General features: G+C 70.6%; 16 protein-coding genes and 1 pseudogene. 8 read left to right on the top strand and 9 right to left on the bottom strand.

Annotated elements, in window-relative coordinates; genetic code table 11:
- Window positions 1-955: 955 nt before the first annotated feature.
- Window positions 956-1,945 carry a terpene synthase family protein gene (locus JNO44_RS01465; RefSeq protein ID WP_205360622.1) on the bottom strand — a complete coding sequence of 330 codons (990 nt, stop codon included), beginning with the start codon at window positions 1,943-1,945 and terminating at the stop codon, window positions 956-958.
- Window positions 1,946-2,644: 699 nt separating this feature from the next.
- Here JNO44_RS01465 and JNO44_RS01460 point away from each other — a divergent pair.
- On the top strand, window positions 2,645-4,855 hold the full coding sequence (locus JNO44_RS01460; protein WP_205360620.1) for an HAD-IIB family hydrolase: 2,211 nt from the start codon (window positions 2,645-2,647) through the stop codon (window positions 4,853-4,855).
- A 281-nt stretch (window positions 4,856-5,136) separates the two neighbouring features.
- Here JNO44_RS01460 and JNO44_RS01455 read toward each other — a convergent pair whose 3' ends face one another.
- Both JNO44_RS01455 and JNO44_RS01450 read right to left on the bottom strand, forming a co-directional pair.
- The gene (locus tag JNO44_RS01455) at window positions 5,137-6,156 is read right to left on the bottom strand and encodes an alpha-hydroxy acid oxidase (protein ID WP_240167359.1); all 1,020 of its coding nucleotides are present in this window, start codon (window positions 6,154-6,156) and stop codon (window positions 5,137-5,139) included.
- A 201-nt stretch (window positions 6,157-6,357) separates the two neighbouring features.
- Entirely contained in the window at window positions 6,358-7,344 is a 987-nt protein-coding gene (locus JNO44_RS01450; RefSeq protein ID WP_205360618.1) for an LLM class flavin-dependent oxidoreductase, read from the bottom strand.
- A gap of 323 nt (window positions 7,345-7,667) precedes the next feature.
- Here JNO44_RS01450 and JNO44_RS01445 point away from each other — a divergent pair, with 323 nt between their 5' ends.
- Window positions 7,668-8,297 carry a hypothetical protein gene (locus tag JNO44_RS01445; RefSeq protein WP_205360616.1) on the top strand — a complete coding sequence of 210 codons (630 nt, stop codon included), beginning with the start codon at window positions 7,668-7,670 and terminating at the stop codon, window positions 8,295-8,297.
- Window positions 8,298-8,398: 101 nt separating this feature from the next.
- Here JNO44_RS01445 and JNO44_RS01440 read toward each other — a convergent pair whose 3' ends face one another.
- A complete protein-coding gene (locus JNO44_RS01440; RefSeq protein ID WP_205360614.1) occupies window positions 8,399-8,836 on the bottom strand; it encodes a MarR family winged helix-turn-helix transcriptional regulator in 438 nt (145 codons plus the stop codon).
- Window positions 8,837-8,976: 140 nt separating this feature from the next.
- Between JNO44_RS01440 and JNO44_RS01435 the strand changes: the two are divergent.
- The 4 genes and pseudogenes from JNO44_RS01435 to JNO44_RS01425 form a co-directional block, all read left to right on the top strand.
- Window positions 8,977-10,455 (top strand): annotated as a pseudogene (locus JNO44_RS01435) (MFS transporter); the annotation flags it as partial.
- Window positions 10,456-10,545: 90 nt separating this feature from the next.
- Window positions 10,546-11,085 carry an MSCRAMM family protein gene (locus JNO44_RS42900; RefSeq protein ID WP_338058607.1) on the top strand — a complete coding sequence of 180 codons (540 nt, stop codon included), beginning with the start codon at window positions 10,546-10,548 and terminating at the stop codon, window positions 11,083-11,085.
- Window positions 11,086-11,247: 162 nt separating this feature from the next.
- On the top strand, window positions 11,248-12,375 hold the full coding sequence (locus tag JNO44_RS01430) for an NADH:flavin oxidoreductase (RefSeq protein WP_205360610.1): 1,128 nt from the start codon (window positions 11,248-11,250) through the stop codon (window positions 12,373-12,375).
- Between the two features lie 495 nt (window positions 12,376-12,870).
- Window positions 12,871-13,302 carry a DUF3592 domain-containing protein gene (locus JNO44_RS01425; RefSeq protein ID WP_235091960.1) on the top strand — a complete coding sequence of 144 codons (432 nt, stop codon included), beginning with the start codon at window positions 12,871-12,873 and terminating at the stop codon, window positions 13,300-13,302.
- A gap of 128 nt (window positions 13,303-13,430) precedes the next feature.
- On the opposite strand, the gene JNO44_RS01420 is transcribed toward JNO44_RS01425, so the two are convergent.
- A complete protein-coding gene (locus JNO44_RS01420) occupies window positions 13,431-14,033 on the bottom strand; it encodes a DUF2867 domain-containing protein (protein WP_205360608.1) in 603 nt (200 codons plus the stop codon).
- A 102-nt stretch (window positions 14,034-14,135) separates the two neighbouring features.
- On the opposite strand from JNO44_RS01420, the gene JNO44_RS01415 reads away from it, so the two are divergent.
- Together JNO44_RS01415 and JNO44_RS01410 are read left to right on the top strand one after the other, a co-directional pair.
- Complete coding sequence (locus JNO44_RS01415; protein ID WP_205360606.1) at window positions 14,136-14,696, top strand: TetR/AcrR family transcriptional regulator; 561 nt, start codon at window positions 14,136-14,138, stop codon at window positions 14,694-14,696.
- Window positions 14,697-14,787: 91 nt separating this feature from the next.
- Window positions 14,788-15,219 carry a GNAT family N-acetyltransferase gene (locus JNO44_RS01410; protein WP_205360604.1) on the top strand — a complete coding sequence of 144 codons (432 nt, stop codon included), beginning with the start codon at window positions 14,788-14,790 and terminating at the stop codon, window positions 15,217-15,219.
- A 175-nt stretch (window positions 15,220-15,394) separates the two neighbouring features.
- Here JNO44_RS01410 and JNO44_RS01405 read toward each other — a convergent pair whose 3' ends face one another.
- Genes JNO44_RS01405 through JNO44_RS01390 form a run of 4 tightly spaced genes read right to left on the bottom strand, consistent with a single transcriptional unit; the run spans window position 15,395 to window position 20,880 of the window.
- The gene (locus tag JNO44_RS01405) at window positions 15,395-17,875 is read right to left on the bottom strand and encodes an ATP-grasp domain-containing protein (protein WP_205360603.1); all 2,481 of its coding nucleotides are present in this window, start codon (window positions 17,873-17,875) and stop codon (window positions 15,395-15,397) included.
- A complete protein-coding gene (locus JNO44_RS01400) occupies window positions 17,875-19,206 on the bottom strand; it encodes a hypothetical protein (RefSeq protein ID WP_205360601.1) in 1,332 nt (443 codons plus the stop codon). The genes JNO44_RS01405 and JNO44_RS01400 overlap by 1 nt, the downstream gene beginning before the upstream one ends.
- Entirely contained in the window at window positions 19,206-20,099 is an 894-nt protein-coding gene (locus tag JNO44_RS01395; RefSeq protein ID WP_205360599.1) for a sugar phosphate isomerase/epimerase family protein, read from the bottom strand. Before JNO44_RS01395 ends, JNO44_RS01400 begins: the two co-directional genes overlap by 1 nt.
- Window positions 20,092-20,880 (bottom strand): 2OG-Fe dioxygenase family protein, encoded by a 789-nt coding sequence (locus JNO44_RS01390; RefSeq protein ID WP_235091954.1) that lies wholly within the window; start codon window positions 20,878-20,880, stop codon window positions 20,092-20,094. Before JNO44_RS01390 ends, JNO44_RS01395 begins: the two co-directional genes overlap by 8 nt.
- Window positions 20,881-20,896: the final 16 nt, after the last annotated feature.

Below are 20,896 nucleotides of genomic sequence, written 5' to 3'. Positions count from 1 at the left end.
GCACGGGGATGCAGCAGGACCGCGCTGCTGCGTGTCATGTGCATCGCGGCGAGGAAGCGCCTGAACGCCTCGGGGTCGTCCGCCATGGCTGGGGCGGGCGAGCATGGTGTGCAGCAGGTCGGCCGCTATGGCGGCGATGCCCATTCCCTGTCCGTAGAGCGGGTTGAAGGCGCATACGGCGTCGCCGAGGGCCAGGAGCCCGCCGGGTGATCGCGTAGAGGCGGGAGGCGTAGCCCACCCGGGCGTCGGTGATCGTGCGCTGTGGTCGGTCGAGGTCGAGTGCGGCCAGCCAGCCAGCCAGCCAGCCAGCCAGGCAGCCAGTCAGTCAGGAAGGTGCGTGGTGCGGCCGTTGGCTACGACCACCAGGTCGGCCGGCAGTACGTCATCGGTGGCGCCTAGGCCGTCAGGGGGGGACGATGGGGCAGTCACGGGTGACGGGGTGACCGCTGGGCGGGTGCGTACGCGCACGCCCGTCACGTGAGTGGGGCTCCAGGTCAGGCCGGTCACGCGTACACCGTCGCGGATGCGGAATGCGGATGCGGTCGAGGGCCGTCAGCCGGTGCCTGAGATGCGTCTCCAGCAGGGGGCGGCTGAAGGTCTGTAGCGGGATTCCGGTGGGGATGCGCGGCGACCGGCAGTCGGGGAAGCGGAAGGCGACGATCTGCCCGAAGTCCCCTCCCGGGGCGCGCCCGCAGTGGCCAACTCGCCACCAGACTAGGAAACAGACGCACCATCACTTCCGCCCCGCGCGCGGTCAGTCCGTGCACATGGTGGCCCTGCGCTACGCCGGGGCGCTGGACGGGCGTCGTGGGGAGTACGTCCTGTTCGACCACCTCCACCTCGGCGAACGTATCGGCCAGCACGCGTGCGGTGAGCAGGCCGGCGATGCCTGCTCCGACCACCAGGGCCCGTCGTCGTGGCCGGTGCGGTCGGAGCGTCATGAGCCGGACCACGGTCAGTGCTCCTTGAGGAGATCGGTGACGAGGGCCGACTCGCCCGGAGGAACCAGCCGCGAGTACCGTGCGCATGTCCTGCTCCAGTGCAGATAGCCGCTCATGGCGGAGCGCATCGCATCGGCCATCCGGCCTGCGACGTCGGCGTCCTGCCCCGCCCCGGGGGCCGTCAGCTGGCGCTCCAGGGTGCGGAACTCCTCGCACCAGGACGTGATCATCCGTTGGATCTCCCGGATGCTGGTGCGCCGGTCACAGCCCTGTTCGTGCTCGATGACGAGCACCAGGTTGTGGAGGTCGCCGCGGGACTCCTCCTTCTCCAGGGAGTGCACGTCGTTGAGGGTGTCCACGACGTCCGCGGTGATGTCCAGCATTCGACGCAGCACGGGATGGGCGTAGAGACGGTGGGGGAGTTCGAAGCCGTATGCCTTCTGACTGAGGTCCAACATGGCGTAGACGAAGCCCGACCTGCGGCGCAGGGCGAAGTGCTCGGCCCGGGTCGGGATCCTGCGGTGCGCACGGTTGTTGGCCTCCTGCGTGTAGGCGCCGACATACCACTGCCAGTGCTGCCCGGTGCGCTCCAGCCAACCCGGTGTGGCGCCGTGGGCCAGGCGGCGCCAGACCTCCGCGAACGCCGTGACCAGCGGACCGGCGTGCGGCGGGGAGGAGCCTTCGGAGGCGATGACAGTGGTGAAGTCGCGGCAGACGACGTCGACCTGGTCCGGCTGATCGGCCAGGGGACTGTCGATGTGATCGTCCAGGAAGGTGGCCACCACGACTGCGTCCACCGTCAGGTCCAGCTGGTCCCGACTCGCCTCGGGGCACCAGGTGGCCATCAGCCCGGCGATGTCCCAGCGGAGGAAGCGCTGCTCGTCGACGGGGTGGGTCACCAGGTTCTGGCGGCGGCACCAGGCAAGGCTGCGGTGCCGTGCCGCTTCGACGTCGGGGCTGACGCGCGGCGAAAACGGGAGGACGAACACGGTGTCCTGCGGCATGGTGTTGCTTCTTCCGGACGGGGAGCACCCGAGCGAGGCGGCCGGGACTGCGCTGTCGACCGACGGCAGTGCACGGGCCCCGCGGGCTTGGGATGAGCAGATGAAGCCGGCCCGCCGACTGAGATGGGCGGGCGGTGCGCTTCCACGGGGTCCGGTTGCCTGGTAGCGGCGGAAGGCGATTCCGTCGCGGCGGCGTGACTGCAGGGAAGGCGTGCCGTTGGAAAGCCCGACGAGGCCGGTGATGGGGTACGGACCACTCAACTTGCCGTGTCCCGGTGCGGCAAGCCTGTTCGGGGGGCGTGCGACTGCCCCGTGAGGCAAACGGCGCAGGCGTCGGCGCGCACACCGGGCAACGTCGGCGCCGGCGCAACAGATTGGGCGGTGGTTTGCCGTCCGTGGTCGGTCACGCGAGCCGCGCGCAGTCGAGGACCCACCCCTGCCTGTCCCGAGCGACGGCGGCCACCTCAGGTCGGCGGGTCGCACCGGGGAGCCCCGGCACTTTCCCGCGTTGCAGGGAAGGGGCCGCGGGCGGCGGCGTGGGCAGGGGCGGGACGGCGTCCGTTGCCCGCGATGGGGTGACGAACTGGCCCTCCTGCCGGGCATGCTTAGCGGTTAGGGTCTGTCCGACGGGGCAGGGTCGGACAGACCCCAGGCCCGACGGCCGACCGACATTGAGCACGCCGACGACGAGAGGGGCCCATGGCCGAAAGAGCGAGCCGTGCCGACGCCGGTGTGCAGCCGGCGCACACCAACGTCAAGGTGTTGGTGACCGACCTGGACGGCACCCTGCTGGGAGGCGACGAGGACGGCCGGCGGCGGTTACGCCGGGCGTTGGAGCGTCACCCGGAGATCACGGTCGTCTTCGCGACCGGCCGCGGACTGTCGTCCGTCCAGGCCCTGCTCCACCGCGATCAGCTCGTTCCGCCGCCCCGGTGGATTATCGCGGACGTCGGGGCGAGCGTCGTCGACGCCACCGACATGAGCCACGTCGATGTCCTGGAAGCCCAGCTCCGCGCGGGCTGGCCGGGCCACGACCGGGTCCGCGCGGCCCTCGCCCGCCGGTTCCCGCAGCTCACCTACCAAGACGGTGTGGCTCAGGAAGGCCGCTGCTCGTACTACCTGTCCCCGCAACACCTCACCGGACATCTCACGGCGGCCGTCGAGGACTTGGGCTGCTCATGGACATACTCCGACGGTCGCTACTTCGACGTCCTGCCGCCCCAGGCAGGCAAGGGTCCGGCAGTCCGCCAGCTGGCCCGCAAACTCCAGTGGCCCACCACCCGGATCCTCGTGGCCGGCGACTCCCTCAACGACCTCTCGATGTTCGGCCTCGGCACCCACGGAGTGGTCGTCGGCAACGCCGAGCCGGGGCTGTCCGCACAAGTACCCACGACCGGCCGCGTGTACCGGACCGAGCTCCATGGCGCCGCCGCGATCCTCTCCGCCCTGGAACACCTCGGGTGGGTACGGGACTCCGCACCGGTGGTCATCGGGTATCACCGCCCGCCGCTGCACTGGACCCGCGGCCAGTGGCACCGCCCCATGAGTCCCAACGGAATCCTCCCGACCCTGACCTCCGCCCTCGCCGACGGTAGCCCACACGCCTCCACCGCGATCTGGGCCGCCGCCCTCGTCCAGGACGATCCAGCAGGCGTCCCAGGCGGCATCCCTGCTGGCGAGTCGGCCGGCGAATCGGCCGGTGTGCCCACAGGCGACCCGCCTCATGTCCCCGCCGGTGTACCCGAACCCCCCACCCACCTTCCCATGGCCTTCCTGCCGGTGCCGACCCGACGGTGGGCGGGTTACTTCCACGGCGCGTGCAAAGAAACGCTGTGGCCCGCGCTGATGTCCCAACCGCACCTCATCCGCCACACGACGTCCCAGTGGGCCGACTACGAGGCGTTCAACGAGGACTTCGCCCGCCACCTCGGCACGCACGCGGAACACGGAGGGACGGTCTGGTTGCACGACTACAACCTCTGGCTGGTCCCGGGCATCCTCCGGTCCCGACGGCCCGACCTGCACATCGGCCTGTTCCACCACACGCCCTTCCCCCACCCGGACATCTTCCGGCAGCTCCCGGTCGCCGAACAGCTGCGCTCCTCCCTCGCCCAACTGGACTGGGCCGGCTTCCACACCGCCTCCTCCGCCCGCCATTTCCACGACCTCCTCGCCGACGCCACCCACCCGCCGCGCACCGGCGTCCACCCCCTGGGAATCGACCGCCAGGCCGTCGCCACCCTGGCCCTTTCCCGCCCTGCCTGCGACGACGACACCCTGCTGGTCCTGTCCGTCGAACGCCTCGACTACGCCAAGGCCCCGGTCCAGAAGATCCGCGCCTTCGCCACGCTCCTCGAAGCGCGCCCCGAACTACGCGGCCGACTCCGCTTCCGCCTGATCTGCCCGCCGCCCGAGCCGGGCATCCACGCCTACGACACCACCCGCGCCGAGCTCGAAGACGCCATCGACACACTCAACGCCCGCTTCGCGGCGCGTGGTTGGTCCCCGATCGACTACCACCCCTGCTCCCTGCCGTTTCCCGAGGTCGTCGACCACTACCTGGCGGCCGACGTGTTCTGGGTGACCTCGCTCGCCGACGGTATGAACCTCACCGCGCAGGAGTACATCGTCGCCAAGGCCGCCACCGGACGTTCGGGCGCACTCGTCCTGTCCCGAGAGGCCGGAGCCGCCGAACACTTCGGCACCGCCGCCCTGCTCACCGACCCGCACAGCCCACAGGACCTGGTCGACGTCCTGAGTCAGGCCCTGGACATGACTCCCGCCCAGCGCGAGGCACACACCGCGGGCCTCGTCGCCCTGCTCACCACTCCGTCGCCCGCTGCCTGGGCCCGTAGCATCATCGCCGGTATCCAACGAGCACGCGGGCCCCACCAGGAAGCATCCGGATAGCGGTCCGGCTTCCGGCGTGATGGCCTCTGCTGCTGGTCGACCGGCCGATCGGTCGACGTCCGCCGGGAGACGCCCACGCGCGCCTCCGAGGCAGGGGCAGTCAGTGGCAGGGGCCAGAGCCAGGGCCAGGGTCGGGGCAGGAGGATGGAGGATGGAGGAAGGGGAGGGGTGGGGTGGGGTGCTCGATAACTCCAACACCCCACCCGTTTCCGGAGGTTCACAATCAAAGGGTGCCGGGGCCGGCAATGTTGCACGAGGTTCGTGCGGCGGGACGTTGGTGCTCAACCGGAGACGAGGTCGCGGGTGAGGGAGGGGATATCCGGTGTGCCTGCCAGGGCCATGGCATGGGCCAGCTCCGCGGTGAGCTCGGTGAGCAGCCGTTGCACCCCGGCGGCTCCACCGACGGTCAGCGCCCATAGCGTCGGCCGTCCGACGAAAACCGCCGTGGCGCCCAGCGCGAGGGCGGTGAGTGCGTGCCGCCCCGTGCGGATACCGCCGTCAACATAGATTTCGGCGTCCGTGCCAGCCAGGGCCTCGGCGACCGGTCGCAGCGCCCGGGCCGTTGCGATCGCGCCGTCCAACTGCCGGCCACCGTGGTTGGACACCCACACCGCCGACGCGCCGGCGGCCACACACTCGCGGGCGTCGTCCGCGCGCAGCACCCCCTTGACCACCACCGGAAGGCCCAGGGTGGTGCGCAGCCAGTCGATGGTTGCCGGAGTCAGGTCGGCCGCCTTCTCCAACTGCGCTGCTTCTACGCCTTGTTGGTCGACGTTGGCCAGGAGATGTTCCGGGGGAACGGTCTCCCATACGCCCGGGCCGGTGCTGTGTTTCTGCCCGACAACAGGGGTGTCCGCGGTCAGAACGACGGCTTTGGCCCCAGCCTGCCGCGCACGGTCCAGCAGTTCCACGGTCAGCTGCCTGTCGCGCAGCACGTACGCCTGCACCCACCATGGGCCGGAGTCCGCCAGGGACGTGAACGGCACCCCCGCGTTGCTGGAGACGCACATCAGCGAGCCCGCGGCGGCGGCACCGCGCAGCATGGCGACCTCGCCCTCCTCGTGTGCGGCAAGCTGCAAGGTGGTAGGGGCGACCAGCACCGGTGTGTCGACCGCGGATCCCAGCACCGAGGTGCCGGTGGAGACCACGCTGACGTCCCGCAGCACATGGGGCAGCAGACGCAGTGCGTCCCAGTGCGCCTCGGCTTCCGCGGCCGACAGACCGGCTCCGGCGCCCTGGCGGAAGTAGGTCAGGACCGGAGCAGGCAGACGCTGCTCGGCCTCATGCGCCAACGTGTCCATCCACCGCATTCCGATGCCTCTCCCCGAGGGTCGATTTGGCCGCCGCAGCCAGTCGGTCCGAGCAGCCGTCATCCTGGACGTCCAGTCCATATCCACGCTCACGTCCACGTACACGCCCACACCCACGTCTACGTCCACGTCGACGTTCGTTCGGGCCGGCGCGCCGGGGCGCCGAGCTGTGCTGTCTCCCGCGTGGCCGTGCTACCGCGTGGCCGTGGCCTCGCAGTGCTGCCTGACGAGCTCGTAGGAGCGGAGACGGTGGCGGAGGTCGTAGACGGGTGTGGTCAGCATCAGTTCGTCTGCTCCGGTCTCACCGGCCAGCTGGGCCAGTCGGCCCACGACGCTCTCCGGCGTCCCGATGGCCTGCTGGGCGCGGAAGCCGGCCAGGGCCTGTCGCTCCTGTTCCGTGAAGGGGTGGGCGGCCGCCTCCTCAGGCGTGGGGAAGGGGATCTCGCTCATGCCCTTGAGGAGCCCTGCCTTGACGACGCTCATCGGCCCGATGTGCCACGCCGCCTCCTCCTCCGTCTCGGCGCACACCGTCTCCACGCACAGCAGCACTCGCGGCTGTTCGCACCACCGGGACGGGGTGAAATCGGCCCGGTAGCGTTCCAGCACCGCCTGGGTGTTCTGCGGCCTGATGTGGTGTGCGACGGCGATCGGCAGGCCGAGTTCCGCGGCGAGGGCCGCGCCCGCGGTGCTGGAGGCCAGCAGCCAGGGTTCCGGCAGCGGGCCGAGGGCGACTTCGTCGACCAGGAACGACAGGATCGCGGCCACGTCGTCGTGGTACTCCGCATCCGTCGTCGGGCCGGCTCCGCGGCGCAGCGCCCGTGCCGTGGCATCGTCGAACGTGCCGGGGCCGCGGCCCACTCCCAGGTCGATGCGGTCCGGGTGCAAGGCGGCCAGTGTGCCGAACTGTTCCGCGAGGGTGAGGGGTGCGTGGTTGGGTGCCAGTACTCCGCCCGAACCGAGCCGGATGGTCGAGGTCGATGCGGCGGCGTGCGCGATCAACACGACGGGCGGGAACGCGCCGATGGCGGGGGAGTGGTGGTGCTCGGCGTACCAGATCCGGTGGTAGTCCAGCCGGTCCAGTCCCTGTGCGAAGGCGGTGGTGTCGCGCAGGGTGTCCACGGCTCGGGTGCCGGACTGGACCATTGCGACTTCCAGCGCTGAAAGCGGTACATCGATCATGTCGTCAGCATAGGGAACGACTGTTCGGCGAGGGGGTGGAGGTGCCTACTGCGCACCGCGGAGGTCGGTTGATGGGGCGTGACACTGCGAAGAGGGCGGGATTCTCGATGATGACGGTCCCAACGCTGCTGCTGTGGCGGACCGTTGGAGCTCCGAGACGGCCTCTTGCACTCAACGGACACCTGGGGCCGTAGCTGCAGCGGTCGGTGACGGCGATGGGAGCCGGCGCTTCCGCCGCACAGGCGGACGGGCGCGGTCGCGCCACCCCCACGTTCGTCCTCGTCCACGGCTCCGGAAGCAACTCCTGCTACTGACAGCCCCTCTTGCGTGAACGGGGACTGCGCGGGCACCGCGCGATCGCCGTCGACCTCCCCGGCGTCCGCGCGGTTCGGGGAATCGGCCGTCCCGACCGCGGTGCCTGGGCCGACGGCGGTGACTGGGACGACCGCGGTGACCGGCGCGAACGGACCGGTCGTGGCCTCCCCCGGATTCCGCCGCCGTCCCGTCCGCCGGCCAGCGAAGGCTTCCACCAGGTCAGTGGGATCGGCGCCGCCTTCCGTGTGCCGGACGACTGGAAGGTCATCAAGCAGTCGGGCGAGTCCGTCACCTACGGCGACAAGTCGGGCCGGGCCGGCCTCACGGTGGGGATGGTGGAGCCCGCCGGTTCGAGCCCCATGCCGCACTTCACGGACATGGAGACGAACACGAAGGTCAACTACCACGTGTACCGGAGACTGCGCATGCAGCAGACCGCGTTCCGGGAGCAGCCGGCCGTCGTGTGGGAGTGCACATTCCAGGGGCGGGCACGCTCGTACCGCGGCATCAAGCTCGGCTTCGGCCGTGAGGGCGGCCGGGAGGACGACATCTACCTCTCGGCGTCGGAAACCGAGTGGGACACCTACCGCCTCGTCTTCGACAAGGTCACGGACGCATTCGCGCCGATCGGGCGCTGAACCCCTGACGCGGGCGGGGATCACCGTCCCGTCACCAAGGCGGTCGGGCATGAGATTCCTTGCCCGAGTAGGGGCGGGAACGGGAGATCGTCGGCGGGCCGTCAGGTGCTCTCCGCCGCCGGGCGCAAGCGGTCCAGCAGGGCGTAGAGCGTCGTGCTTTCGACGTCGCTCAGGGCGTCGAGGGCGCCGTGCGTCTCCTGCATCTCCTCGCGCACGCGGCGGATGATCTCGCGGCCCGCGCCGGTCGCGACGACGTTCTTCACCCGGCGGTCCGCGGGATCGGCCGCACGGCGGACCAGCGCGCGGGCCTCCAGACGGTCCACGATCCCCGTGACGTTCGACGCGTCGCACGCCAGCACGGCAGCGAGGCCGCGCATCGGCAGCGGGTCGTCGAGCTGGGCGAGGACCTTGGCCTGGGTGGCGGTGAGGCCGTGGTGGGCCGCGGTGGTCGCGAAATCGCGCCACTGGGCGTTGCCGATGGCGGCGAGCAGCTCCAGCAGCTGGAGCTTGGTCGGGGCCTGTGGGGCGGTGGCACTCATGGTGGGAGCGTACCCAAGATGCTTCACGTCATCAATTGTTTACTTGACTACCTGAACTATTGACGTCTACCGTCGTCTACGGAATCGCTTGATGAACTGAAATATCTACGAGCTGAAGCACTGAGAAGGTCCCGCCAGCTATGAGCCACGTCGTGTCCGCCCCCGCCGCCGGGCGGCGGAACGAGACGATCATCGTCTTCGCCCTGAGCCTCGCCGCCATGGTCGTGTCGATGATGCAGACCCTGCCCGTCCCGATCCTGGGCCTGATCCGTAATGACCTCGGCGCCTCGGCCGCCGAGGTCAGCTGGGTGACCACCGCCACCCTGCTGTCCGCCGCCGTGTGCACCCCGCTGCTCGGCCGCTTCGGCGACCAGCACGGCAAGAAGCCCACCCTGGTGGCCGTGCTCGTCGTCATGGTCGTCGGCTCCGTCATCGCCGCGGTCGCGAGCTCGCTGCCGCTGCTGATCCTGGGCCGGGTGCTCCAGGGGGCCGCCACCGCGATCTTCCCGCTGGCCCTTTCCGTCCTGCGGGAAGAGGTCCGGCCGCAGAAGCTGCCCGGCGCCATGGCCCTGGTCAGCGGCACCCTCGCGTTCGGCAGCGGGCTCGCGCTCGTCGCCACCGGCCTGCTCACCTCCGGGGCCGACGCGGACTACCGCAACGCCTTCTGGATGGCCACCGGCTTCGCGGTCCTCGCCCTGCTCGCCGTCGTCTTCCTGGTCCCGGCGACCCGGCACAAGAGCGGCGGACGCACGGACTTCCTCGGTGCCCTCACCCTCGGCACAGCCCTGCTGCTGCTCCTGCTGCCGATCTCCCAGGGGCACGAGTGGGGCTGGGCCTCCGGCCGTACGCTGGGCGCCTTCGCCGGCGCGGCCGTCATGATCGCGGTCTGGGTGCTGACCGAGCTCAAGGTCCGCGAACCGCTCGTCGACATGCGGATGTTCATCCACCGTCCGGTCCTGATGGCCAACCTCGCCGGGATCCTCGTCGGCTTCGGCATGTTCGCGAACTTCCTCGGCGTCTCCTACCTGGTGCAGATGCCCAAGGCGCTCACCGGCTTCGGATTCGACGCGTCCATCCTGCGCGCATCCGTCCAGTTCCTGCTGCCCGGAGCGGTCATCTCCCTGCTCGCCTCGCCCGTCGGCGGCCGGCTCGTCCGCCATCGCGGCCCCCGGCTCGCGCTCGGCATGGCCGCCATATGCGGAAGCATCGGCTTCGGCTGGCTGGCCCTGGACCACGCCCACACCGCCTCGGTGATCGGAGCCGGCCTCCTGACCGGCGCGGCCGTCAGTTTCGGCTACGCCGCCATGCCCGCCGTCATCATGGCGAGCGTCCCGCACCACCAAAGCGGCATCGCCAACGGCATCAACTCGATATCCCGCTCCACCGGCAGCGCGATCGGCAGCGCCATCGTCACCACCATCCTGGCGTCCAGGACGATCGAGCACCTGCCGGCGGGCGTTCCGCCGCTGCCCGCCGAATCCGGCTTCACCCTCACCTTCGGGATCGGGGCCGTCGCGTTCGTGCTGGTCGCGGTGATCAGCTGGCTCGGCCTGCGCGCGCCGCGCGACTCCCGAGCGGCCGAGGCGGACCCGGCACGCGCGGGCAACTCCTCAACTCCGACTGCTGAAACGGCCGTTGCCGAACAGGCCGCGGAGCCCGCGGTCCAGGCCAATGCAGTCCAGGCCGATGCAGTCCCGGGCGAAGCCGTCCTGGCCGATGCCGTTCCGGCCGGGGGCGGGTTCCACGGCCTGGTTCGGGACGCCGCCGGCGAGGTGCTGGGCGGTGCCGCCCTCACCCTCATCGCGCCGGACGGTCAGCAGGTGGGCCGCACGCTCTCCCGACCCGACGGCCGGTACGCCCTGCACGCACCGGCCGGTGGCCCGTATGTCCTGATCGCCGCCGCCGACGGCCACCAGCCGCAGGCCGCCCCGGTCACGGCGGGGGACGCCCCGGTCGCGTACGGCATCAGGCTTCCCCGCGCCGTAGGAGCGGCCGGCGCGCAGGTGCGGGGCACCGTGAGTGCCGGAGAGGGCGGCCGTCCGCTGCCCGATGCCCGGCTGACGCTGGTCGACGCCGCCGGGAACGTCGTGCGCACCACCCTCACCGACGCCGAGGGCGCGTACGCCTTCACCGACGTGACCGCGGGCGACTACTCGCTCATCGCCAGCGGCTACCCGCCCGTGGCGTCGCCGCTGGCCGTCGAGGGCCACGGCACGGACGGCTTCGACGTGCACCTGGTGCACCCCTAGGCCGTCTCCGGGATCACAGGGCAACTCGCCGTACCGGCGCGATGCCACCGCCCGCACGCTCGCCCCTGCGTCCCGTCAACCCACGTGGCACACGCCCACCAATATTCACCGATACCTACCGATATCCACTGACGTCCACTGATACGCACAAGGAGCATCCCGATGGCCATCTCCACATCCTCCGCCTCCCGCGCGGCCGAGATACTCTCCCGGCCCGTCACGCTGAACGGCCTGACCGTCCCGAACCGCATCGTGATGGCGCCGATGACGCGGATGTTCTCCCCGGGCGGTGTGCCCGGGGATGACGTGCGCTCGTACTACGCCCGTCGTGCCGCTGCCGGCGTGGGCCTGATCGTCACCGAGGGGACCTACGTCGGCCATGAGTCCGCGGGACAGAGCGACCGGGTGCCCCGCTTCCACGGTGAGGAGCAGCTGGCGGGGTGGGCGAAGGTCGCCGAGGCCGTGCACGAGGCGGGCGGCACGATCGTGCCGCAGCTGTGGCACATCGGCATGGTGCGCAAGCAGGGCGAGCCGCCCTACGCCGACGCCCCTGCCGTCGGCCCCTCCGGCATTCGCGTCGACGGCACCGAGGGCACCGGCAAGGCGATGACCCGGGGCGACCTGGACGATGTCATCGGCGCCTTCGTGGAGGCCGCCGTGGCCGCCGAGCGGATCGGCTTCGACGGCGTCGAACTGCATGGCGCCCACGGCTACCTCCTCGACCAGTTCCTGTGGGCCGGCACGAACCGTCGTACCGACGCCTACGGCGGCGACCTGGTGGCCCGTACGAAGTTCGCGGCCGAGATCGTGGCCGCGGTCCGCGAGAGCGTCTCGGCCGACTTCCCGGTGATCTTCCGTTACTCGCAGTGGAAGCAGGAGGCATACGACGCGAGGCTCGCCGAGACCCCGGAGGAGCTGGAGGCGATCCTGGCCCCGCTCGCCGCGGCCGGCGTCGACGCCTTCCATGCCTCCACCCGGCGCTATTGGCTGCCGGAGTTCGACGACTCGGACCTGAACCTGGCGGGCTGGACCAAGAAGCTCACCGGCAGGCCCACCATCACCGTCGGCTCGGTCGGCCTCGACGGCGACTTCCTCCGCGCGTTCGCAGGTGAGGGCGCCGCGGTCGGCAGCATCGACAACCTCCTCGACCGCATGGAGCGCGACGAGTTCGACCTGGTAGCCATCGGCCGCGCCCTGCTCCAGGACCCGGAGTGGGCGGCGAAGGTCCTGGCCGGCCGCTTCGACGAACTGCACCCGTATGACGCGGCGGCGCTGAAGACGCTGAGCTAGGCGGGCCGGCCGGGCCCGTCCACGGGAGGGAATCCGCGCGAAGCCCTTCCGTAGACGACGCCACGGCGGCAGACATGGCGGCCGCGCATGACGCAGGGCACCGGTGATCTCGCCGGTGCCCTGCTGCCGTTCCGGGGCATGCCGCGACCACGCCCGGCCGCGGTGTGCCGTCGGGCAACCAAACGAGGGCCCAAGTCCCGGATCACGGAACCGAGTTCAGCGCCCGAAGCGCCGGACGGGATCAGGCCGGGTTCAGGGCGGATTGCGATGCCCGTCGGAAGCCTGATGTGCCCCGTGTCGTCCCTGGGGCGTCCGAGGCAACCCGACATCGGCACGTCATGCCTTCTGGCGCGAGCGTCCGAGCTGGTCAGACGTCCGCACGCAAACGAAATGCCACGTGAGAGACTTAGCCCATCATTCTCAGAGAATTCGGAACGCATGGTGAGAGACCCGGACGGCATAACTGACCCCCCGGGCGCCCAGCATGAGGTTCGGGTGAAGCAGCGACCTCTGGTGGCTGCCGGGACAGGTCTGTGTGTCGCGCTGCTGTTGGCCGCGCTGTCGCTTCTGCTGCTCTCGGCGGCCCAGCATCTGCGCTCTCTTCAGGGCGGCGTGCAGGCCCCGGCGACGCTGCACGAGGCCGGTTCGTGCATATCGGGCGATTGCCGGGTCGAGTTCGAGGCCAACGGGCGGACCGTGGTCGCGAATCTGCCGGTGGGCAGCAGCGGCGGCAAGAGAAGTGTCGGCGACCGTATGACCGTCCGGTACCAGGCGGACGATCCGCGGGTGGTCGCCCGCGAAGACGATGTCGATGGCAGTGGTGTGGTGCTGTTGGCGATGACGGCGGGTGTCGGGGCCCTGGCCTTCCTGCTGCTCTCGGCCATGGCAGCGGTCCAAGCGGTACGCCAGCGGCTTTCGCGACGCTAAGGGTTGTCCCGTAATCCCTGGCGGCCGCACGCCGTCCGGACCGGCATCCGAACGGCGTGCTACGTCGTTACAGGGCGAAGGTTCTCTGATGCGGCACTCGTTCTGAGCTTGGCGGGACCCCGTCAGTGTCAGTGCGTGCGCCGGCGGGAGGCGTTCGTCTGCCACTCCCGGCCGATGGAGCGCATCAGCGCCGGGTACACCCCGAGGTAACGGAAGGGCTTGATGGCGGCCATGTAGAGCGTTCCGAACGGTCCGTTCGGCTTGACCAGGACGGCCATCTGGCCGCGGTAGCCGCCGGATCCGTCCGGGACCCAGCCGATGTGCATCACCGCGTGCACGGTCTTGTTGGCCATCTCGGCGGCCCACTCGTCGTCCCGCTGGTAGAGAGAGGTGAACGGGGAGGAGCCGAGGTCGGGGCCCTGGGGGCCCTGGCGGAGGTCCGCCGGCATCCGGTCGCGCAGGGAGGGCAGTCGGGTGCCGATGCCGCTGCCGGCCGTGTCCCAGCCGAGCAGTGCTCCGAGCTTCCAGCGGACGGCGAAGAGTGCGCGGGAGACGAGACCTTCTCCCTTCACCCCGCCGATGAGTCCTTCGGCGAACTGGCGGACCAGCCAGGCGAGGTCGTCGGGGCCGCCGGGGGTGGGCAGCGCCCATACGTCCTCCACCGTGAAGTCGTCGGCGATCTCGTGGACCCGCCAGGGGAGGTCGGTGTGGGCAGTGCGGGGAAGTCGCATGAGCAGACCCCTGTCCGTGATCTATACGGTGGCGTATAGATCGAACGTAGAGCCATCTATACGCCCCCGTATACTCGGTGGGGACGTGAGGAGGCACACATCATGGGCGCGACCCGCACGCCACGGGGCAAGTGGATCGAGGAAGGGCTGCGCGCACTCGTCGCAGGCGGCCCCGAAGCGGTCCGGATCGAGGCGCTGGCGCAGGCACTCGGCGTCAGCAAGGGGGGCTTCTACGGATACTTCCGCAATCGGGACGCACTGCTCACCGAAATGCTCGACACCTGGGAGTACGAGGTCACCGAGAGCGTGATCGAGCAGGTCGAGAGCGGCGAGGGAGACGCCAGGGCCAGGCTGGCGCGACTGTTCGGCATCGTCGCCGCCGCGGCCGACGGGCCGGTGCGGGGCACCACCGCCGACATAGCGATCCGGGACTGGGCCCGCCGCGACGCGGCCGTCGCCGAGCGCCTGCGCCGCGTCGACAATCGCCGCATGGACTACCTGCGTTCGCTGTTCTCTTCCTTCTGCCCCGACGAGGAGGAGGTCGAGATCCGCTGCCTGATCTCCGTCTCGGTGCGCATCGGCAACCACTTCTACGCCGCCGACAACGGCCGGCGCAGCCGCGCGGAAGTGATGGAGTTGGTCAGGCAACGGCTGTTGGCATAGCCGCCCCGGCCGTCGGGATGTCCGGCACGCGCTGAAGCGGGTGGCGATCGGGCCGTGGGCAGGTCGCCGTGCACCCTGTAGCGTGTAAGGCATGGACAGCATAAATGGCCCTTACGAGTTGCGGGTGGGAGTGCCCTCCGTCGAGGTCTTCCGTCGGCTGCGGAACGATGCCGGGCTCTCCGACAAAGCCCCCGAGGCGGTGGCACTCGCCCTGCCCAACACGTGGCACGGGGTGGTGCTCCATCACGAGGGCGAGCCCATCGGCATGGGGCGGATCGTCGGTGACGGTGGTACCGCTTTCCAGATCGTCGACATCTGTGTGCACCCCGCGCATCAGGGGCGTGGCCTCGGCAGACGCATCATGGCTGCGCTGACCGAGGAACTGGAGTGCCGGGCGCCCGCCACCGCCTATGTCTCGCTGATCGCGGACGGGCCCGCGCGCTTCCTCTACGAGAAGTTCGGCTTCGCGGACACCGCCAGGCACGACTCAATCGGCATGTACCGCCTGATGGGGGTGAGTTGACGGCTTCGCGCTCGGATGGGGCGTACCGGGCAGGGCCTTCGAAACCCAGGCAGGGGTCAGGGCGGCCGGTCCCGGTGGCCGGTCGCCCTGCTGCTGGGAGGAGGATGCTGCCCGCTGCAGCAAGAGCGTTCCACGCCGCGGCCGCGATGAGGTAGCGGGCGTGGAACGCGGTGCTTCAGCCGCTCACCTCGAATCCGGCGGCCCGGTGGGCGGCTTCGGCACGTGCCACCGCTTCGCGCCGGTCGGTCCCGACGGCCAGCACGTACCCCTGGCGGCTCCCGGAACCGTCCAGCGGGCCAAGACGCTGACCAGGCCGTACGGTGGTCAGCGCGGTCATGACGCCAGGCATGGCGCGTACCGCATCCAGATCGCCGACGGACCGTACGACGGTGTTCTGCTCGGCGAAGAACCTGATGGCAGCACCGCCGCCGACGGCCGGTCGGCGGGGTGGCGCTGCCGCCCCCAGGATTCCGGCGGCCGTGGCGGCGGCCAGTTGGACACCGGTGACCAACTCCACCATCTCCCAGATCTGGTCGCCGCCGAAGCGCGTCTGGGTCTCGATGATGACGGGCGAGCCGTCCGCCTGCAGCATGACCTCGGTATGCGCAGGGCCCCATCGGTGACCGAGCGCGTCCAGCAGCCCGGTGACCGTGGCCGCCACGCGCTCCGCAGGTCCGGAACCGAGATCCGCCGGCATCTGGTGCCCCACCTCGATGAAGGACGGCGGGCCCGAGGTGAGCTTCTCGGTGATCGCCACCACTTCGTGCGCACCGTCCAGCGTGAGCGTCTCGACGCTCATCTCCCGCCCGGTGACACACGCTTCGGCGACCAGCGGAACGCCCGCCGCCGCGGCGCGCCGCCAGCCGGCGGGCAGTTCCCCCGGTTCGCGGACCAGCGTCACCCCTCGGCTGCCCGAGCCGTCCGAGGGCTTGAGGACGACCGGAGCCCCCAACTCCCGCTGAAAGGCGTCGGCTTCGGCGAGGCTGCCGCAGACGCGGTAGGGCACCGACGGCAGGCCGTGCTCGTCGAGCAGCGCACGCATACGGGCCTTGTCCCGGCTGCGCACGACCGCGGGCGCGGGGTTGTGGGCGAGGCCCAGGAACTCGCCGATTCGGGCGGCGGTGAGCAGCTGCGACTCCGCAAAGGACAGGACGGCGTCGAAGGGGGCGCCGGTGCTGTGCAGGAACTCGGCCACGGCCCGGACGGGGCCCTCCTCCAGATGTTCCTGGACCAACAGGGTGTCGGCGCGCCGTGTCTGGGGTTCGCTGAGGTTCGCCCGCTCCTGGACGAGGGTGATCCGCACGTCGAGCTCGGCGATCGAGCGGAAGCCCGAGTCCTTGCCGCCGATGAGCAGGAGATGGGGGCGGTGGGGGCGTCCGGACTGTTCGGGTTCCGTCCGCGCGGGTGTCTGCGGCCGGGTGTGAATCAGGTCGTCCATGTCCCAGATTCTCCTGATGTCCTGGTCCAGCTCGGACATCCGGGCTGCCGTCAGCTCGATCGAGAGCGTCTGCCAGTGGCCCTGCGCCGCCGTGCCCACCTGCTTGCCGGGGGAGTGGTACACGGCGTGCGTGGAGTAGGCGGGCAGCGCCGTCACACGGTCGAGGGCGTGCAGGCCCGTGAAGACCCCGGTCGTCCGGGGGAAAGGTGTCACGATGCCGAACGGGCGGTCGAACTTCCTGCCCAGGTCGGGCTGTTCGCCGCGCATCACGGCAACGTAGGCGGCCATGAAGGAGACGCCGTGCGCCTGGTGGAGCACCCGGGCGCGGTGGCCGCCCGGGCGGATGCCCACCTCCAGCAGCCGGGGCCCGGCAGGTGTGAGGACGAACTCGACATGCGCGGCGCACAGGCGAAGGCCCATGGCCCGTACGGCATGGACGGCGAGTTCGGCCATCCGGATCCGGTCCGGGGCCGGGGCCAGGCTCGGGGCGAACCGGGCGAAGTGATGGAAGTCCGCGCCGCCCAGATCGGCCCCGGTCAGCACGTCGACCACCGGACCGGGCCAGGCGTTGCCCTCGCGGTCGACGACGAGGTCCACCGAATGGTTGCTGCCGGTGAGGAACTCCTCGACCTGGAGGGCGCGGAAGGAGTCCGGCAGCGCCTTGTCGCGGACGTGCCCGTCGACGCCGTCCCGGATGTGCCGGAAGGCTTCGGCGGCGGCCTCGGGTCCGGGCACGGGTACGACGAAGAGACTGGAGTAGAGCGCTGCCGGTTTGACCACCACGGGCCAGCCGTGGTGTCGCCCGAACTCCACGATGTCCGCGGGAGATCGGACGCGTGCGAAGGAACCGGTGCTCTCCTGACCGATGCGTTCGACGAACAGCCGACGCATCAGGTGCTTGGAACGCAGCTCGGCCACTTCCTCCGCCGGAACCGCCGGCAACCCGAGGGCCGTACAGAGCCGGGCGTAGTGCTCGACATATGCCTCACGGAGATTGAGGACACACAGCGACGGGTCCTGCTTGAGCTCGGCCGCGAGGGTGTCGATGCCCTCTCCCGGGTCCCAGCGCCACACCACGTCGAAGGCGTCGTCGGCCGCACACCAGCCGTGCGATGTGGTGTCGCGGATCAACCCGACCCGGTATCCCGCCTCACGGAGCGGCTCGAACTCGCCGTAGCGGGCATTGCCCAGGAACAGCACCAGCGGCGGAGTGGTCATCACGCGGCCTCCGAGTCGTCGAATCCGTATCGCACCGAGGTGAACGCCCCTGCCAGGGCAGCCACTTGGCCGGCGACGTCGGCGGTTGCGGTGGCTCCTTCGGTGTGCGCGGCCCGGGCCATGAGCTCGGCCAGCCGCCACATCTCCGGCTGGCGCATCCCCCGCCGGGTGACCTCCTGCACGCCCAGACGGAGCACCACCCGCCCGTCCACCGGGCGGGCGTTGAGCATCACGCCACAGTGCATCAGCCGGGCGGCGAGGGCGTACGGATCCGCGCCGTCGTGCTGCCGACCGCCCTCGACCAGGAGCACATGACTGGCGCTCGGCCCCGTCGCGCCCGGTGGGTGGTGGACCGCGAAGCCCGACTCGCCCAGTGCGCAGGCGAGGGCGGCCTGGTTGGCGAGCATCTGCCGGGTGTACGCGGAGGCGTGGACGCCCATCTCCAACGTCGTCACATAGTTCGCCAGTGTGGGACCGGTCTGCTGTGAGGAGACCAACGCCAGTCCCAGGCGCTCGGAGAAGCCCTGGCCCAGCGCCGCGTCGGCGAAGGCGACCAGCCCCTTGTGGGCTCCGGGGAAGCTCTTGTGCGTATTGCCCTGCAGGAGGTCACAGCCCTCGGCCAGGGGATCCTGGAACCGGCCGCCGGCGATCAGGCCGAGGGTGTGCGAGGCGTCGTACGCCAGCAGCGTGCCGTCCCCGATGACGGCACGCAGTTCACGGACCGGCAGCGGCGCCAGCGGCACACCGTGGTCGAGGAAGACCATGGCGCCCGGATGCGCCCGCCAGACCTCGGCGAACGCGGCGAGGTCGACCGTTCCGGCGGAGGCGCACCAGGGCAGGTACCGGCCGTCGCGGCCCATCGACTCCAGCAGCGGCTGGGTCGCGAAGTGCCCGCCGTTGGCCGGCGCGATGGAGTAGACCGTCGAGCCGGGGGCGGTCAGCAGCGCGAACACCGAGATCGTCGCGTGCAGGCCGGACAGCGGCCGGAAGTCCACCCAGGCCGCGCCGAACAGCTGCCGGGCGGTCTCGGAGGCGGCGCGCTCCAGCGCGTCGACGCCCGGATAGGCCGCCGAGAGCAGGCCCGAGCGCAGCAGCGGGTCGAGTCCCCGGCGCTCCTGCTCGTGTCCGATCAGATAGCGGTCCGCGAGCGGGCCGTGCAGCATGGCGCGGGCCGTACGCGAGAGCACGTTCTCGAACGCGGCCAGATTGACCGTCGTGGTGAGGCGTCCGACGTCGTCGTGCACGGCCGTGAGGAGGCCGCCCGCCGGGCCGGTACGGCCGCCGGCCCGGTGCGGGGAACGCACCGGACCGGCGGCGGCAAGCTCCGTCATCAGCCCTCGCCCCGCATGGCACCCGCCGCGTCCCACCGCTCACGGAAGGACAGGGCAGCCTTGAGGTAGTCCTCCGGTGTGTACCCCCGGGCGAACTCCTCCACGACCGCCGCACCGTCGAACCCGTACGAACCGAGCTTCTCCAGCGACTCCCAGAGGGGGAGATCACCCGCGCCGATGGGGATGTGGGTGTGGTCGGAGCCCTTGATGTCGGCGATGTGCGCGGTACGGACGTAGGGGGCGACCGTGGCCAGCGCCTCGTCGAAGTCGCCCCGGGGCCGGTGCACGGTGGCGAGATGGGGGATGTCCAGGGTCATCCACGTGCCGGTGCTCTCGCACAGCGTGACGTGTTCCTCCGGGGAGAACACCACGTAGCGGGGCCGGTCGGCGCCCATGTTCTCCATGCACAGCAGCACTCCGGTGCGATCCAGCAGGGGCCGCACCCGGTCGAGCGAGGAGCGCAGGACGTCGAGCAGGACGCTGTTGGGACGGCGGCCGGTGTATCCCGGGTGGTAGGTCACGCGATCCACGCCGAGGTCGGCGGCGAGGTGTACCGCGCGGCGCAGGAAGTGCACGGACTCGGTCCGCTCCGCCTCGTCGGCCGCGCATAAGTCGGTGTGCGGCCCGTACCAGGCAGCGTGGACGGACACGTCCAGCCCGCGCTCGGTGATGACGGAACGCATCCCGTCCACGATCTTCTCGTACTCCTGAGCCGTGGCCCCGAAGAGCACCTCTTGCGCTTCCTCGGCGATCTCGAACTCGATGTCGGTGAAATGGTCGGCCAGGAAGTCCAGGTGTCCCACGATGTCCGCGGGGTTGTCCCAGATGTTGGTGGAGAAGCCGATGCGGGGGCGGGTGGGGGAGGTGGACGTGGTGTCCGGAACGTCAGTCATGGGACTGTCCTTTCGACAGGGGTCGGGGGCTCGGGGCCGGCAGGGCGGGATCGGCGAAGAAGTCGACCAGGAGCATGTCCCGGACGGCGAGGTCGGCCCCGGCGGCGACGCCGACCGGGGAGGCGTCGTGGAGGACACGCCGGTCGTCGAGGATGATCGACTCCCAGGGCGCGGTGAGTTGGGACTGGTAGACGAGGCGCCGGTCGAGGTCGTAGATGCGGGACTGGGCGCCGTGGACGCCGTCGCGGCGGACGAGCACCTGGCCGACGAAGCGGTGCCCGTCCTGGTGCATGCCCTCCGGAGCCGGATCGCCCTCCGCGCCGGGGACGGCCGTCACCCGGATCTGGTGGATGCCGCAGGCGTTGATGTCCTGATGGGGGCCGGGCAGCTGGTCGTGGAGCGCACCCACGATGGCACGCAGTGCCAGGCTGGTGGCCACCGCGTCGTCCAGGGGCGCGAAGTGCCGGGGCACTCCACCGCTGAGCTTGTTCACGGTCTTGGCCTGCAAGAAAGGACCGTGCGAGACCTGTTGCGGCCCGTCCTCGGAGAGGTGGAATTTCCCGTAGCGGCGAAAACGGTAAGGTCGTTCGGCTTTCACATACGCATCGGCGGGCAGTGCGTTCCAAGAGCTGGCAAAATGGCTGACGGCGTCCGATGGAATGCCGTCGAGTGCGGCCCGGATCAGGTCCGGGCGGTGGTGCACAAAGGCTTGGGGGGTTAATTCACCCTGGGATTCCCGTGGTTGGGTCCGGGCGAGGGCGTCGGGCGCGTAGGGGGGCATGGCTTCCTCGTCTTTT

The organism is Streptomyces noursei, assembly GCF_016917755.1.
Lineage (GTDB): Bacteria > Actinomycetota > Actinomycetes > Streptomycetales > Streptomycetaceae > Streptomyces > Streptomyces yunnanensis.
This window is presented reverse-complemented; position numbering and strand designations above follow the sequence as displayed.

Bases quoted from the DNA above. Each gene is read 5' to 3' on its own strand.
- JNO44_RS01395 (WP_205360599.1), bottom strand. From the start codon at position 20,099: ATGACTGACGTTCCGGACACCACGTCCACCTCCCCCACCCGCCCCCGC.
- JNO44_RS01410 (WP_205360604.1), top strand. From the start codon at position 14,788: ATGGACAGCATAAATGGCCCTTACGAGTTGCGGGTGGGAGTGCCCTCC.
- JNO44_RS01420 (WP_205360608.1), bottom strand. From the start codon at position 14,033: ATGCGACTTCCCCGCACTGCCCACACCGACCTCCCCTGGCGGGTCCAC.
- JNO44_RS01400 (WP_205360601.1), bottom strand. From the start codon at position 19,206: ATGACGGAGCTTGCCGCCGCCGGTCCGGTGCGTTCCCCGCACCGGGCC.
- JNO44_RS01430 (WP_205360610.1), top strand. From the start codon at position 11,248: ATGGCCATCTCCACATCCTCCGCCTCCCGCGCGGCCGAGATACTCTCC.
- JNO44_RS01440 (WP_205360614.1), bottom strand. From the start codon at position 8,836: ATGAGTGCCACCGCCCCACAGGCCCCGACCAAGCTCCAGCTGCTGGAG.
- JNO44_RS01390 (WP_235091954.1), bottom strand. From the start codon at position 20,880: ATGCCCCCCTACGCGCCCGACGCCCTCGCCCGGACCCAACCACGGGAA.
- JNO44_RS01450 (WP_205360618.1), bottom strand. From the start codon at position 7,344: ATGATCGATGTACCGCTTTCAGCGCTGGAAGTCGCAATGGTCCAGTCC.
- JNO44_RS01465 (WP_205360622.1), bottom strand. From the start codon at position 1,945: ATGCCGCAGGACACCGTGTTCGTCCTCCCGTTTTCGCCGCGCGTCAGC.
- JNO44_RS01460 (WP_205360620.1), top strand. From the start codon at position 2,645: ATGGCCGAAAGAGCGAGCCGTGCCGACGCCGGTGTGCAGCCGGCGCAC.
- JNO44_RS01405 (WP_205360603.1), bottom strand. From the start codon at position 17,875: ATGACCACTCCGCCGCTGGTGCTGTTCCTGGGCAATGCCCGCTACGGC.
- JNO44_RS01415 (WP_205360606.1), top strand. From the start codon at position 14,136: ATGGGCGCGACCCGCACGCCACGGGGCAAGTGGATCGAGGAAGGGCTG.
- JNO44_RS01455 (WP_240167359.1), bottom strand. From the start codon at position 6,156: ATGGACACGTTGGCGCATGAGGCCGAGCAGCGTCTGCCTGCTCCGGTC.